We start from the raw sequence: 14,167 nt of genomic DNA, 5'->3' as shown, positions 1-14,167 counted from the left end.
CGCTACAGCTTACCGAGTCCCTCGAGATAACGGTCGATCTCCGCGAGGTCGACCTTCGAGTTGCCGCCTGCCCGACTGCTCTGGTTGGCGGCGGCGGCGGCCGGCTTCGGCTGGGGAGCGTCCTGCTGGGGCACCGAGCCCACCAGGCCCAGATTGTCGGCGATGCGCTGGATGAGCTTGTCGCCGATGGTCTGCTCGCGGGCCAGGAAGGTCTCGAAGAGCGCGTTGTCGCAGATGCTGTTGATGACGCGCGGAGTGCCACCCGAGCGCTGGTGAACGGCCAGCAGGGCCTCGGGGGTGAAGGGCATGCGCGGGCAGCCGGCCAACCGCAGGCGGTGCTTGATGTAGGCCTCGGTGGACTCGGCCGTGAAGGGCTCCAGCTTGTAGCGGAGCGCCACGCGCTGGGCCAACGGCGGATCCAACTTGAGGTTCTTCTCGATCTCCGGGAGTCCGAAGAAGACGAAGGAGATGAGCTTGCGCTCGGGGACCTCCAGGTTGAGCAGACCCCGGAACTCCTCCATCAGCTCGCGCGTCTCCAGCATCTGGGCCTCGTCGATGAGGACGACGGCCTTCTTGCCGGACTCGTAGATTTGAAGCAGCCGCTGGTAGAGCTGGGACAGCAGGGCCAGCTTCTCCTGGGCCGGGTTCTCCACGCCCAGCTGCAGGGCGATGCGCCGCAGCAGCCAGTTGGCGGTGATGCCGGAGTGGATGATGACGAGCAGCGCGGCCTCGTACTCGGACTCGGGCAGCGAGTCGAGCATGCGGCGCGCGAGCGTCGTCTTTCCAGCTCCGATGTCACCCACCAGGATGGACAGACCCTTCATGTAGCTGACGGCATGCATCAGCCGGGTCAGTGCCTGGGAGTGCTGAGCCGAGTTGTAATAGAACCGGCTCACCGGCGCGTTGGAGAAGGGCTCCTGGGTGAGCTCGAAATAGTCGAGGTAGGTCATGGGCTCGGCGGACCTCGGACAGCGCTAGACGTAGCCTACCTTGCGCGGATTGGCTGCGCTCGCCGCCGCGGGGTTGGCCGCGGCGACGGGCACTCGGGGACTGGCGGCCTTGGCCGCACCGTTGGACCCGTTCCTGGGTCCGCTGGTGGGCAGCGGATCCACCACCGGGGAGGTGGTGGCGGCCAACCGCTCCGCATGACCGGCTGCGTCGCGGAACTTCGCGTCGAGCGCGGCCACGCGCTGGAAGTGATAGAGGGCCTTGCCCGCGTCGCCACGGGCCTCGTAGGCCATGGCCAGCTCGAACCCGAGCGCCTTGGACACCTCGCCCGTGGCGTGCTCGCTGGCCAGTGCCTGCTTGAAGGTGTCCACGGCCGCGCCCGCATCGCCCTTCTGGGCCTGCAGCATGCCAATCATCGTGAGGCAGTCCACCTCACGCTTCTTGCCCATGCAACCCTCGCGGGCCACGGTGAACTCGTTGAGGGCGTCGTCGATGAGGCCCATCTCGCGGTAGGCGATGCCCAGGTCGTAGTGGGTGTCCACGTCCTCGGGCTTGACCACCTTGGCGAGGCCCTTCTTGAACTCGGCGAAGACCTCCTCCACCGAGTACTGGAAGTCCTCCTCGGCGGCCGCCGCGGGCTGATCGCCGCCCAGGTCGCCGAACTCGCCGGCCAGCTCCGCCGCCAGGTCGAACGCATCGCGCTCGGCGGGGGACTCGCCCAGCGCGGGCACGGCGGGCACGGACACCGCCTCGGCCTCGGACTCCTCCTGGGCCGCCGGGGCGCCCCCGGACTCGAGCGCCTCGAGCCGCTCCATCAGCTCGGTGGCGCGCGCGTGACCCGGGAAGGCGATCATCACCGTCTCGATGATCTCCCGTGCCTCCTCGAAGAGGCCCTGGTCGATGAAGAAGCTGGCCTCGTCGCACTCCTCGCCGGCCGGCTCCTCCTGGGGCTCCTCGACCTGGGCGACGGGCGCGGGCTGCGGCTTGACCGGAGCAGCCGGGGCCTTCGCGGCGGGCGCGGCGGCCTGAGGCGGCGCCTTGGCGGGTGCAGCCGGAGCCTTGGCGGCGGGCGTGGCGGCCTGGGGCGGCGCCTTTGCCGGAGCAGCCGGAGCCTTGGCGGCGGGCGTGGCGGCCTGGGGCGGCGCCTTGGCGGGTGCAACCGGAGCCTTGGCCACCACCACGGGCAGGGTCTCGGGCTCGGGCTCCTCGAGCTCGTAGGAGCCGAGCGCCGGCGTATCCACCGGGGTGCCCTCGTCCTCGAGCTCGGGAGAGCCGAACGAGGTGGGCTCGTCCGCGAAGGTGTCCAGCTCCAGCGGGCGCGCCGACACCTGCGTGGGAATGTCCTGTGCCTGCCCGAGCACGGGCTCGTCCGCGAAGGAATCCTGGAGGAGCTGCGCCGAGGGCGCCGACACCTGGGTCGTAGACGGCTCGTCGTCGCCGAGCGCCAGCTCCGTCCCCGAGTCCGCCAGCAGCGGCTCGTCGTCGGAGGCGACCTCGAGGGCGGTGTCGTCGGAGCCGACTGGCTCCATGAAGACGGTCGTCGCCTCCTCGGGCTCGTCGCCGGCACCGAAGAGGGGCTCGTCGTCCGACACCACCGCGCCCGGCTCGTCCGCGAGCACCACCCCATCCTCCGCGTCGGCGGGGATGGCGAAGTCGGCGGAGACGATCTGCTCCTCTTCATCTTCATCCGTGCTGCTCGCGGAGACGAGGGCCAGCTCGTCGCCCGGCGGATGCTCCAGGGCGTCCGCGGGCGCATCGGCGACGACGATCTCATCGTCGCTCGAGTCCACCAGGATGGCGTCCTCGCCCACCGACTCCACCTGTGCGCCCACCGTGGCACCGGACTCGTCGGTGCGCAGCACGGCCAGGAAGGCCGGCACCTCGGGGTGGCCGGGGTTCTGCTGGAGGATGGCGGCCAGGTACGGCTGGGCGCGCGGCACCTCCACGCGGCGCGTGCACAGGCGCAGCACGTTCAGCAGCTGCTCGCTGGCCTGGGCCGCGTTCCCGGAGGCGACGTAGATGTGGTACGCCTTCTCGTGCGCGTCGAGGTTCTCCGGGTCCACCGCGAAGATCTTCCGCAGGTGCTCGAGCGCCTTATCGTGCAGGCCGTACTTGACGTAGACGTCCGTCTCCGTCAGCAGCTTGGAGAACTGATCCTTGCCGGATTGGGCCGCGGGAGCCAGCGCGGGCTCGGGAGCCTCCACCGGAGCGGGAGCGGGAGCCGGTTGAGCCGCGGCCACCGGGGCCTTGGCGGCCGGAGCCGGCTGCGCGGCCGGAGCACGCGCCGGGGCCGGAGCGGGGGCTGGAGCCGGCGCGGACGCGGGAACCGGTGCGGGCGCCGCGGCGACGGGACCCGAGGCCCTGTACGCCTCCAGCTCCGGATCAGCCGGATCCAACTCGGCGACGCGGTCCCAGATCTCGTTGGCGTCCCTGGTGCGGCCGCGCTCCTGGTAGACCTTGGCCAGCTCCTTGTAGACGGAGATGGTCTTGGCGGTCTGGCCGAGCCCGTGGAAGGCCTGGGCCAGCATGTTGAGCGTCTCGACGTCGCGCCCGTCCGCCTTGAAGCACACCTGCAGCTTGGCCAGGGCGCGCTTCTGATCCGCGCGCGCCAGGTACTGCTGCGCCAGCTCCTTGGCCAGCGCGACGTTGTCCGGCTCGAGGGTGGAGAGCCGCTCCGCCACGCGCATCCAGTCGTCCATCCGGCTGTTGCGCTTGAGGTACTCGGCGGCGCGCTTGAACTCCTGGGCGGCCTCGCGCGGCAGGTTCTCGCGCGCGTACAGCTCGGCGAGCTTGATCTTCGACGCCACGTTCTCGGGGTCGAGATCCACCATCTTCTTGAGCGTATCCAGGGAGTTCTTGACGTCGCCGGCCTTCTCGTAGTGGTTGGCGACGATCTGGAAATACGCCATAGCCTCGGACATCAGTCCGAGCTGCTGATGGAGCTCCGCCAGCTTGAGGTTGACGTCCAGCAGGTTGGGGTTGAGCTTGAGGACCTGCTTGTAGAGGGCGACGGCCTTGAGGAAGAAACCATCGGCCGAGTAGCCCTCGGCGACCTTGGAGAAGTAGTGGGCCGCCTGAGCGTTGTCGTTCTTCTTCTGGTACAGCTCCCCCATCTTCTGGAGGACCCGGCCGTCCTTCGGGTCCACGTCCAGGATCTTCTGGTACTCCTTGATGGCCTTGTCGTAGGCGCCCTTCGCGACGAGCTTGGCGGCGGCTTCGATGATCTTGTTCTTGTCCATCGAGCGTGGGCTTCCTGCCGAGCGAAACCCCTGGAAAATCCGGGGTTTCTGCTTCCTTCAAGGAGACTACGAGGGAGAACCGAGGCTAGCGGAATCCTCCCTGGCGGGTCAAGGAATCCACCCGCCGCAACCCCCCGCAGGATCAGGGGGTTGCGTGAAGGGCAACCGAGGGAGCCCGATCAGGGCGTCTCTTCGATGGCCTTGCGCAGCCGGTGGCTGCCCGTCTCGGAAGCCAGCAGCCGCTCCACGAAGCGCGTGTCGTAGTTGCCCTCGACGAAGGCGTCCTCCGCCATCGCCGCCCGGTGGAACGGGATGTTGGTGCGGATGCCCTGCACCACGTACTCGCCCAGCGCCCGCTGCATGCGGCGGATGGCCGTGGGCCGGTCCTCCGCGTAGACGATCAGCTTGGCCAGCAGGCTGTCGTAGTACGGCAGCACGGTGTAGTTCTCGTACGCACTGGAGTCCACACGCACGCCATAACCGCCGGGGACGCTGTAGGCGGTGATCTTCCCCGGCCAGGGGGCGAAGGTGATGGGGTCCTCGGCGTTGACGCGGCACTCGATGGCGTGGCCGCGCATCTGGATGTCTTCCTGCTTGCGCTTGAGCGGCTCGCCGGAGGAGAGCGTGATCTGCTCGCGGACCAGGTCGATGCCGGTGACGAGCTCGGTCACCGGGTGCTCCACCTGGATGCGGGTGTTCATCTCCATGAAGTAGAACCGCCCGTTCTCGTCGAGCAGGTACTCGATGGTGCCCACGTTGTTGTAGCCGAGCTTCTGCATCGCGCGGATGGAGACCTCGCCCATCTCGCGGCGAAGCTCCGGGGTGAGCGCCGGCGAGGGGCTCTCCTCGATGAGCTTCTGGTGGCGCCGCTGCACGGAGCACTCGCGCTCACCCAGGTGGATGATGTTGCCGTGCTCGTCGGCCACGACCTGGATCTCGATGTGGCGCGGCTTCTCCACGTACCGCTCGATGTAGAGGTCGCCGTTGTTGAAGGAGGCCACCGCCTCCGCGGCCGCCGTGGCGAAGGCCTGGGCCAGGGCGCCCGGCTCGCGGACGATCTTCATGCCCTTGCCACCACCGCCGGCCGCCGCCTTGAGGATGACGGGATAGCCGATCTCCTTGGCGAAGACCTCGGCCTCGCGGGCGTCCTTCACGGTGCCCGCGCTCCCGGGCAGCAGGGGCAGGCCCGCCTCGCGTGCCGCGGCGCGCGCGCGCACCTTGTTGCCCATCAGCGAGATCATCTCCGGCCGGGGGCCGATGAAATGAATCTTGCAGTCCCGGCACACCTTGGCGAACTCGGAGTTCTCCGAGAGGAAGCCGTAGCCCGGGTGGATGGCGTCCGCACGCGTGATTTCGGCCGCGGAGAGCAGCTGCGGGATGTTGAGGTAGCTCTCCTTGGACGGCGGCGGACCGATGCACACCGACTCATCGGCGAACCGTACGTGCAGCGCATTGGCGTCCGCCGTGGAGTGCACCGCCACAGTGGCGATACCCAGCTCGCGGCAGGCGCGGATGACCCGCAGGGCAATCTCCCCGCGGTTGGCGATCAGCACCTTCTTGAACACGATGTCGTGCCTCCGCGGGGCGTCAGACCGCCCGCGTATGTCAGACCGGCTCGATGCGGAACAGCGCCTGGCCGAACTCGACCGGCTGCCCGTTCTCCACGAGAATCTCAGCCACCCTGCCCGCCACGTCGGCCTCGATCTCGTTCATCAACTTCATGGCCTCGATGATGCAGAGCACCTGGCCCTTCTTCACCACGGTGCCCACATCCACGAAGGCGGGCTGCTCCGGCGCGGGCGTCCGGTAGAACGTTCCCACGAACGGGCTGGTGACGACGTGACCGGGCTTCTCCGCGGCCGGAGCCGCGACCGCGGCCGGGGCGTGCGCCATGACCGGAGCGGACGCCACGGGCGCGGCGGACACCGGTGCGGCCACCACGGGCGCGGGGCTCACCGAGGGCGACACGGGAGCCGCGTGAACGATGGTGGGCGCCGGCACGGGGCCCCGGCGGATGAACAGCCGCTCCTCACCCCGCTGCCACACCAGCCGCGTCACCTCGGAGGCCTCGAGGATCTCCACGATCTGCCGGAGCGCCTCCACATCCAGGGAGGTGGTGTTGCCCTCCACGCGGACGTTGCCTGCCTGCTCGGCGGGCGCCGACTCCGTTCGGGTTACCTTGCGCTTGGTTGCCAATTCCGTCCCCTCCCTGAACCGCTGTGGGCCGACTAGCCCGCGGTGGCCACGCGCGTGAGGTACTTGCCATCGCGCGTGTCGATCTTGAGGATGTCACCCTCGTTGATGAAGAGCGGCACGTTGACGGTGTAGCCCGTCTCCAGCGTGGCCGGCTTCAACGCACCGGACACCGTGTCGCCACGCACGCCCGGATCGCACTTCGTGACCTTCAGGTCCACCGAGTTCGGCAGGGTCACGCCAATGGCCTTGCCGTTGTAGAACAGGATGGACGCGTTGATGTTCTCCTTGAGGAAGTTCTTCGCCTCGCCGAGCACGTCCGCGCTGATGAAGGTCTGCTCGTAGTTGCGCGTGTCCATGAAGTAGAAGTCGCCGGCCTGCTCGTACAGGTACTGCATGTCCTTCTCTTCGATGTCCGGCTTGCCCACCTTGTCACCGGACTTGAAGGTCGGCTGCAGCACGCGCCCGGACAGCAGACTGCGGATCGACGTGCGCACGAACGCCGAGCCCTTGCCCGGCTTGACGTGCTGGAACTCGACGATCTCGAAGGGCTCGCCGTCGACTTCGATCTTCATGCCCTTGCGGAACTCGGACGTATCAATGACACCGGCCATGGACAGGCTCCTTCGGACAGCTTGAAAAGTCCGGGGTGTCTAGCCGATGGGGCCGCGCCTTGCAAAGCGGAAAGGCGCGGCGCGCTGCGCCGTCCGCCCGGCAGGCTACAGCTCGGCGAGGATCTTGGGGGCGGTCACCCGGAGGACGTATCTGCCCTTTCCGTAGTTACCGTCCGCCCGGAGCGCCAGGACCAGGAAGTATTCCGGAGACACCAGGCGCATCAGCGTGAGCACCCGCTCGCTGTTGACGCTGACCTCCTGGACGGCGCCCGTCTTGAGGGTCTCGGCGGCCTGCCGCAGCTGACCGAGCAGGTTGGCGTACTCCACCCAGGCCCCGGTCAGCTCCAGATCACCCGCCTCGTCCCGCTGATGGGTCTCCACGGCGATGCCGTCGAAACCCATCACACTGCAGGCCAGGGCCCCATCGACCTGGTTGACCACCGACTCGAGGTGCGTGCGGAAGGACATGGCTGCCGCCTTGTAGGAGGGCCAGGGGGTCAGGTCAAGGCGTCGTTGTGGGGGGCGGCGGGCGGCAGATGTTGCCCACGTCCTGGCCCAGCTGGCCGCAGGGCCCCACCGCCTGGGCCGGCGTGAAGGTCAGGCCAGCCGGACACCCCAGGGTGGACGGATCGAAGCCGCTGTTGATGATGTTGATGGGGAAGGTGATCTCGTTGCTCTCCGTGGCCATGCCGCTGCTGAATTGTCCCCGGGCCTTGATGGTGGAGAACACGGTCACCTGCTGACCCTCCCCCACGGCGGCCGCCAGCGCGGTGAGCGCCTTGGGTCCGAGCGCGTACAGGACGGCGTAGCTGCCCGATGAGGTCGCGGGGCGGAAGACACCGTAGATGGGGAAGATCTCCTCCTCGGGCAGGCCCGGTACGCGCGGCGACGCCTCGTAGGAGAGGACCACCTCGTTCAGGGTGATGTCGTTGAGCCCGGGCCCCGAGAGCAGATCACCATTGATGGTGATGTCACGCTGGGTGCTGTTGGTCTCGACGACCAGACCCAGCAGGTAGCTCTGACCACCGGAGATGTCGAGCAACCCCTGGGGCACCTGCGCCCCACCCGTCGCGACGCTGCAGCGTCCATCCTCCGTCGCCAGGGCACCCGCCTGGAGGAAGCGGATGGACGCATCCCCCTGATTGGCCACGCAGGCCGAAGAAGACGCCGCCAATGCGGCAACCAGCATCAATCGCTTCATGGACACCGACTCCTTCATGAGCTCGAGAGAGACACCGGCTACAGCGACTGGGCGATCGTCTGCCGGTTGAGGATCCGCGGCGAGATGAAGATGAGCAGCTCCTGGCGCTCATCACGCTCGCGGTGGTTCTTGAACAGCAGGCCCAGCACCGGAATCTTCGACAGGAAGGGCACCGAGTTGCTCTGGGAGCTGCCGCGGCGGACGTAGATGCCGCCGATGACGGTGGTGTCGCCGTCCTTCACCAGCACCTGGGTGTTGGCCTCCTTGCGCTGGATGGCGGGCTGTCCGTTGGCACCGGTGTTGGCCGGATCCGGCTGGTTGTTCTGCGCGTTGATGGTCATCAGGATGCTGCCGTCCTGGGTGATGTGCGGCGTCACCTCGAGGGACAGACGCGCCTCGACGAAGGTGGTGTTGGCACCGGCCGCGGACACCTGGCTGAACGGGATGGACAGACCCTGGCTGATGCGGGCGGTGTTGTTGTCCAGCGTCGTCACCTTGGGCGCGGAGATGGTCTTCAACACACCCTCGGCCTCCGCCGCGGAGATGCGCAGGTTGAGGGCCAGCGCACCACCGGCCGAGCCGAACACGAAGCCCAACGCACCACCGAGGCCCTGACCCGCGCCAACCGGCAGGTTGACGGCGAAGTTCGGATCGTCGGAGACGCCCGTCGCGCCACCGCCCGAGGCACCCGACACGGCCACGGTGTTGGGGAAGATGAGGCCGGTGGCGTTGCCCGTGGCCGGAGTGGCCAGGGCCTGACCACCCCACTGCACGCCGAGCTCGCGGCTGAACGAGGTGTTGGCCTCCACGATGCGGCTCTCGATGAGCACCTGAGGCGTCTGCGTGTCCAGGTTGCGCACCAGCGCCCGCGCCTTCTCGGTGTTGGCGCGCACGTCCTTGACGATGAGCACGTTGGTGCGCGTGTCCACCGTCACCGTTCCGCGCTCGCTCAGCACGTCCTTGACTCGGGTGGACATCTCGTTGGCCACCGCGTAGTTCACCGGGATGAGGCTCACCAGCAGCTCCTCCTGGGCCACGAGCGACTTCTTGCGCTCCTGACGCAGCTTGGCCTCCTCCTCCAGCGTCTTCAGCGGCGCCACGCGCACGATGTTGCCGAACTCCTCCTTGCCCAGGCCCTTGGTGCGCAGGACGAGGTCCAACGCCTGATCCCAGGGCACGTTGCGCAGGCGGATGGTCACCTTGCCGCTGACGTCATCGGCGACCACGATGTTCTTCTTGGAGATCTCCGCGATGACGCGCAGCAGGTTCTGGATGTCGATGTCCTTGAACTCGAAGGACACCTTCTTGCCGCGGTAGCGGGCCTGCTGGGGCGCGCCCTCGGAGACGTACGTGGGCGCCTCGGCGGTGAAGCCGGCGGTGCGCTGGGTGACGGCCACCTGCTCCGTCTTCACGCCCTTGACGCTCAGCCGCCAGGAGAGGCCACCGGCCACCTGGCTCACGTTCTCCTCGATGGCGCCGTCCGCGGCCACCACCACGCGCACCCGGTTGCCCTCGCCGGGCACCGCGAAGGCGCTGATCATCTTCACCGGCGTCTCCAGCGCGCTGGTGTCCAGGCTGCGCTCCAGCCGCCGCGGCAGCTTCGCGTTCTCCAGCGACAGCACCGCGCTGCGGGGATCCGGCCGCTCCACCTTCCACACCACCGCGCCAGACAGCTTGAGGTTCACCCGCCCACCGGTGTCGTTCTCGTCGAAGGTCAGGTCCTTGACGTCCACGGCGGCCGGCTGCGCGCTCACGGGCGTGGAGCGCAGGGGCTCGTTCTCCGCGACCACCTTCTCCGGCGTGTCGGACGGCGCGGCCGGCTTGCGGGCCACCTTGCCACCGAGCACCACCTCCAGGCCCCGGCCGCTGCGGTCCACCCGGTAGCCGGGCATCTCCCCGCGCACATCGAGCACCAGACGCACCTTGTCCGAGTGCGCACCCACGCGCACGTCCTTGAGCAGGCCCGAGCGCACGCGCGGAGCCCGAGCGGACAGGCCCACGCCGTACACGTCCACCGCGAGCCGCGGCGGATCCGCCAGCTCCAGCACCTCGTAGCGAGCGACCTCGCCGTCCGTGCGGATGTTCAGCGTGTCACGGTTGAAGGAGACCGCGGTGATGCGGCGGGCCGGATGCGCCACCTCGCGCTCGTCCGCCTCGGCCGCCACCACGTTCTCCGGCAGCTGCGCGGGGGCCGAAGCCACGGCCGGCGCGGGCTGCTCGACGGGCTTCTTCCGCGGCTCGGCCTCGGCCACCACCGGGGTGGGCTCGGCCTTCGGCGCGGACTCGACCTTCGGCGCGGACTCGACCTTCGGCGCGGGCTCGGCCTTGGCCACTGCCGGCGCGGCGGGCTTCACCTCGGGGGCGGGCTCGGCCTTCGGTGCGGGGGCGGGCTTCGCCTCGGCCTGCGCCGCTGCTCCATCCACCGAGATGACGACCTTGTTGCCCTCGGCGCGCACGTCGTACTGCGCGGCCTGGTGCAACGCCACCAGCACCCGGCCCACGCTCGCGCGCTCGTCCGAGAACTGGGAGGCCACCACTCCAGACACCGGTCCCGAGCCGTTGTGGAGCCCCTTGATGCCCGTGGCGTCCGCCGACGAGAGGTCCACCACCAGCCGCTCCGGACCACTCAGCCGGAAGACGGTGAATGTGGGTGCCCGCGTGCCGGTCACCACCACCTGGGTGCCCGAGCCCGTCTGCACCACCTTCAGGTCGCGCAGGGTATTGAGCTCGGCGGCCTCGGCCCCGACACCCACGATGGCGACCACCAGGGCGGCCACCATGCTCATCAACTTGCCCCTCGTCACAGCGCTCTCCTCGAGCATGCGTCCCCTCAACAAGTCGCAGTGGGCACTAGGAGCCGGACCCGCCGGCTCCCCACCACCGGGAGCCCTACGGCTCCCAGTTCTTGCCCGTCATCAGGTCGTAGGCGGGGTCCCGCTGGGATTCCTGCCGCAGTTCCAGCTTCACCGGGTTGGAGATCACCCGCTCCGGTGTGGTGATGACCTCGGTGACGATGACCTCGTCACGGAGGATCTGAGTCACCTTGCCACCCTGGCGGCCCATGCGCGTGTTGCGGCGCACGATGTGGCCACGGCCCAGCGGGTCCTCCACCATGGCCAGCGGATTGGCATCCCCGCTGACCACCGCCACCAGCTTGAGCTGGTCGATATCCCACTGGCACAACGGCTCGTTGCAAGCCACCTGGGGCCCGATCTGCGGCGCGTCGGGCTTCATCTCATCGACGGGGCTGCGGAACGGATCACGCTTGCCCACCGGGTTGTAGTTGTAGACGTAGGTGGGCGGCGCCGCCACCGGCGTCTCCGCGGCCTTGTCCTTCTGGGACGCGGCGCTCGGCGGGCGCGGAGTGGCGGGCGCCGGCGGAGGGGGCTCCTCGCCGCAACCGGTGAGCGCGAGGGCCAATGCCCCCGAGATGAACATGGATTGGAACGTCTTCATCCTCTGGTCCCCTTGTCGCCCCATTTGCAGGACCGATCAAGTTTCCGAATGGAGTTCATCTACTTCTTCTTGGAATCCTTCGACGGCGCGCTCTTCGTATTGACGAACCGGAAGGTGGTGGCCAGGAAGGAACTCTGGAGGACCACCTTCTCGTTCTTCAACTTGGCGCCATCGAGCTTGATGTTGTTCACGTTCACGATGCGCCGCATGTTCGCCACTTCCTGCAGGAACATGGCGATCTCATGGTAGTTGCCGCTCACCTGCATCTTGATGGGGATGCGCGCGAAGAAGTCACCGCCGCCCACCGTCTCGGGGCCCGGCTCCACGCGGGCGATGGCCAGCCCCGACTTCTTGCCGATGTCGTTGAGCTGAGAGAGCAGCTCCTCGACGTCCTTGTTCTCGGGCAGCTCGGTGAGGGCCTCGGCCAGCCGCTGCTCCAGCACGTCCATCTCGCGCCGACGCTCGTTGAGGTTCTGGGCGATCTCGCTCTTCTCGGCGAGGTCCAGATCCAACCGGCGCTGCTCGGCGCGCAACCGCTCCATGTTCTCCTCGAGCGGCTGGATGACGAAGAAGAAGTTGGCGGCGGTCATCAACACCACCGCGGCCGCCAGCCCGCCGAACTTCACCGCGGGAGGAGCCTTGACGATCCTATCCAGGTACTTGTCCATGGCTTGTCGGCTCCTTAGATGGCGTAGTTGGCGGTGAGGGTGATGTCGAAGTCCACCGTCGCCACGTCACCCGGCTTGGCCGCGCTGTTCTTCTGCTGGGTGCTCTTCAGGTCGACGTTGCTGAAGAAGGGCTTGATGTCGTTGACGGGGAACTCCTCGATGGCGACGTCCGCCGCCACCAGCTCCACGCGGGACGTCTTGGCCTCGCGGCGCTGCTCCACCAGGCGGCCGATACCCTTGGGCGTCCAGACCATGCTGTTGAGGTTGCGCATCAGCTCGGCCACGTCGTCATGGCTGACGGCCGAGCCCTGCAGCTTCACGCTGCCGCGCTCCTCGTTGAAGGTGTTGATCCACGCCTTCTTGGGCAGCGAGGTGGCCAGGGCGTCGAGCAGCCGCACCGGGCCGGAGCGGCCCTTGCGCAGCTCGTCCAGCACCGCCAGCTTCTTCTCCACCTCGACCTTGCGGGCGTTGATGTTCTTCACCTCGCCAATGGTCTTGTCCAGCTCGGTGATGCGCCGGTTGGTGTCGGCGATGCCCTTCTGCTGGCGCTCGACCACGCTGTCGCGATCGGAGTACCAGAAGAAGTTGCCCACGAGCGCGCCGATCAGCACGACCGCGAAGAGGACCAGGATCTGCCGGCCCATGCTCTGCGTGGCCTTGGCACGGACGGGCAGAAGGTTGATGCGGATCATCATGTGCGTCAGTCCTTCGAAGCAGGGGGAAGATCAGCCGAGCTTGTCGCCCGGGCGGCGAAGCGCGAGACCCACGGCCACCGCGGCCATCGGCGCCACCTCCATGATGAAGGCGGGGTCGAACTTGCGGTTGTCCACGTCGATCTTCCGGAAGGGGTTGAGGATCTCCACCGGCACGCCCACCCGCGTCTCGATGGTCTTGAACAGCGCCGGAATCTTGGCGGTTCCACCGGAGAGGTAGACCTTGGTGAAGTTGGCGTCCACGGCGGTGCCCGCGTAGAAGTCCAGCGAGCGCTGGATTTCACCGGCCACCTGCTCGGCCACGCTCATCAGCACCCGCTCCACTTCCTGCGGGACGACCGCGTCCGAGTCACCGCGGGTGCCGCCGATCTTCAGCGCCTCGGCCTCCTCGTAGGAGACGTTGAGCTGCTTCTGGATCTCCTCGGTGAACTGGTTGCCGCCGATGGTGACGTCACGGGTGAAGACCGTGATGCCGTTGGAGATGATGTTGATGTTCACCACCGAGGCGCCCGCGTTGATGAGCACCACCGTCTCCTTGTCGGGGACGTCGTAGTTGGAGGCGAACATGTTCTGGACGGCGAAGGCGTCCACGTCCACCACCACCGGCTGCAGCCCCGACTCGGAGACCACGGTGGTGTAGTCGTTGATCATGTCCTTCTTGGCCGCGACCAGCAGCACGTCCATCTGGCCGGTGGCGTCATTGCCCCCCGCGTCCAGGATCTGCGTGTCGATGTTCACGTCCTTCACGTCGAAGGGGATGTACTGCTCCGCCTCCCACTGGATGCTCTCCTCGAGCTCTTCCTGGCTCATGCGGGGCATCTGGATCTTCTTGATGATGACCGAGTGGCCGGAGACGCCGATGGCGACCTCCTTGTTCTTCACCTTCAGCTCGGACATCAGCTCCTGCAGCGCCTGGACGATGGCGGTGGAGTTCATCAGCGCGCCATCGACGATGGCCTCGGGCGGCAGCGGCTTCATGCCGAAGCTCTGCAGCGCGTAGCTCACCTGGCCACGCTTGCGCTGCTCCTTGAGCAGGATCATCTTCACCGAGGTCGATCCGATATCGAGACCGAGAGCCAGCTTTCCCTTCGCCATACAGTCGTTGCTCCGTGGAGGGGCCGCCAGCGTAGCACCG

Annotated in this window: 12 protein-coding genes; all 12 read right to left on the bottom strand. The window is 67.8% G+C overall.

The window, feature by feature from the left end:
- Nucleotides 1-2 precede the first annotated feature (2 nt).
- The gene (locus tag JRI60_RS12130) at nucleotides 3-950 is read right to left on the bottom strand and encodes an ExeA family protein (protein ID WP_204226011.1); all 948 of its coding nucleotides are present in this window, start codon (nucleotides 948-950) and stop codon (nucleotides 3-5) included.
- Between the two features lie 24 nt (nucleotides 951-974).
- Complete coding sequence (locus JRI60_RS12125; protein WP_204226010.1) at nucleotides 975-4,187, bottom strand: tetratricopeptide repeat protein; 3,213 nt, start codon at nucleotides 4,185-4,187, stop codon at nucleotides 975-977.
- Nucleotides 4,188-4,366: 179 nt separating this feature from the next.
- Nucleotides 4,367-5,752 carry an acetyl-CoA carboxylase biotin carboxylase subunit gene (gene accC, locus JRI60_RS12120; protein WP_204226009.1) on the bottom strand — a complete coding sequence of 462 codons (1,386 nt, stop codon included), beginning with the start codon at nucleotides 5,750-5,752 and terminating at the stop codon, nucleotides 4,367-4,369.
- Nucleotides 5,753-5,792: 40 nt separating this feature from the next.
- Complete coding sequence (gene accB / locus JRI60_RS12115; RefSeq protein ID WP_204226008.1) at nucleotides 5,793-6,383, bottom strand: acetyl-CoA carboxylase biotin carboxyl carrier protein; 591 nt, start codon at nucleotides 6,381-6,383, stop codon at nucleotides 5,793-5,795.
- A 32-nt stretch (nucleotides 6,384-6,415) separates the two neighbouring features.
- Nucleotides 6,416-6,994, bottom strand: a complete 579-nt coding sequence (efp, locus tag JRI60_RS12110) for an elongation factor P (protein WP_204226007.1) — start codon at nucleotides 6,992-6,994, stop codon at nucleotides 6,416-6,418.
- A gap of 105 nt (nucleotides 6,995-7,099) precedes the next feature.
- Nucleotides 7,100-7,462 carry a roadblock/LC7 domain-containing protein gene (locus JRI60_RS12105; protein ID WP_204226006.1) on the bottom strand — a complete coding sequence of 121 codons (363 nt, stop codon included), beginning with the start codon at nucleotides 7,460-7,462 and terminating at the stop codon, nucleotides 7,100-7,102.
- A 34-nt stretch (nucleotides 7,463-7,496) separates the two neighbouring features.
- Nucleotides 7,497-8,195 (bottom strand): hypothetical protein, encoded by a 699-nt coding sequence (locus tag JRI60_RS12100; protein ID WP_204226005.1) that lies wholly within the window; start codon nucleotides 8,193-8,195, stop codon nucleotides 7,497-7,499.
- Nucleotides 8,196-8,233: 38 nt separating this feature from the next.
- The gene (pilQ, locus tag JRI60_RS12095) at nucleotides 8,234-11,017 is read right to left on the bottom strand and encodes a type IV pilus secretin PilQ (RefSeq protein ID WP_204226004.1); all 2,784 of its coding nucleotides are present in this window, start codon (nucleotides 11,015-11,017) and stop codon (nucleotides 8,234-8,236) included.
- A 67-nt stretch (nucleotides 11,018-11,084) separates the two neighbouring features.
- The gene (locus JRI60_RS12090; protein WP_204226003.1) at nucleotides 11,085-11,651 is read right to left on the bottom strand and encodes a pilus assembly protein PilP; all 567 of its coding nucleotides are present in this window, start codon (nucleotides 11,649-11,651) and stop codon (nucleotides 11,085-11,087) included.
- Between the two features lie 59 nt (nucleotides 11,652-11,710).
- Nucleotides 11,711-12,319: a type 4a pilus biogenesis protein PilO gene (locus JRI60_RS12085; protein ID WP_204226002.1), complete on the bottom strand. Its 609-nt coding sequence runs from the start codon at nucleotides 12,317-12,319 to the stop codon at nucleotides 11,711-11,713.
- Between the two features lie 14 nt (nucleotides 12,320-12,333).
- The gene (locus JRI60_RS12080; protein WP_204226001.1) at nucleotides 12,334-13,014 is read right to left on the bottom strand and encodes a PilN domain-containing protein; all 681 of its coding nucleotides are present in this window, start codon (nucleotides 13,012-13,014) and stop codon (nucleotides 12,334-12,336) included.
- A gap of 30 nt (nucleotides 13,015-13,044) precedes the next feature.
- Nucleotides 13,045-14,127 (bottom strand): type IV pilus assembly protein PilM, encoded by a 1,083-nt coding sequence (gene pilM, locus JRI60_RS12075; RefSeq protein WP_204226000.1) that lies wholly within the window; start codon nucleotides 14,125-14,127, stop codon nucleotides 13,045-13,047.
- Nucleotides 14,128-14,167: the final 40 nt, after the last annotated feature.

This window comes from Archangium violaceum, assembly GCF_016887565.1.
Classification (GTDB): domain Bacteria; phylum Myxococcota; class Myxococcia; order Myxococcales; family Myxococcaceae; genus Archangium; species Archangium violaceum_B.
Note: the sequence above shows the minus strand (reverse complement) of the source record. Positions and strands in the feature narration are given on the sequence as shown.

Bases quoted from the DNA above. Each gene is read 5' to 3' on its own strand.
- JRI60_RS12130 (WP_204226011.1), bottom strand. From the start codon at position 950: ATGACCTACCTCGACTATTTCGAGCTCACCCAGGAGCCCTTCTCCAAC.
- JRI60_RS12125 (WP_204226010.1), bottom strand. From the start codon at position 4,187: ATGGACAAGAACAAGATCATCGAAGCCGCCGCCAAGCTCGTCGCGAAG.
- efp (WP_204226007.1), bottom strand. From the start codon at position 6,994: ATGGCCGGTGTCATTGATACGTCCGAGTTCCGCAAGGGCATGAAGATC.
- JRI60_RS12105 (WP_204226006.1), bottom strand. From the start codon at position 7,462: ATGTCCTTCCGCACGCACCTCGAGTCGGTGGTCAACCAGGTCGATGGG.
- JRI60_RS12100 (WP_204226005.1), bottom strand. From the start codon at position 8,195: ATGAAGCGATTGATGCTGGTTGCCGCATTGGCGGCGTCTTCTTCGGCC.
- pilQ (WP_204226004.1), bottom strand. From the start codon at position 11,017: ATGCTCGAGGAGAGCGCTGTGACGAGGGGCAAGTTGATGAGCATGGTG.
- JRI60_RS12090 (WP_204226003.1), bottom strand. From the start codon at position 11,651: ATGAAGACGTTCCAATCCATGTTCATCTCGGGGGCATTGGCCCTCGCG.
- JRI60_RS12085 (WP_204226002.1), bottom strand. From the start codon at position 12,319: ATGGACAAGTACCTGGATAGGATCGTCAAGGCTCCTCCCGCGGTGAAG.
- JRI60_RS12080 (WP_204226001.1), bottom strand. From the start codon at position 13,014: ATGATGATCCGCATCAACCTTCTGCCCGTCCGTGCCAAGGCCACGCAG.
- pilM (WP_204226000.1), bottom strand. From the start codon at position 14,127: ATGGCGAAGGGAAAGCTGGCTCTCGGTCTCGATATCGGATCGACCTCG.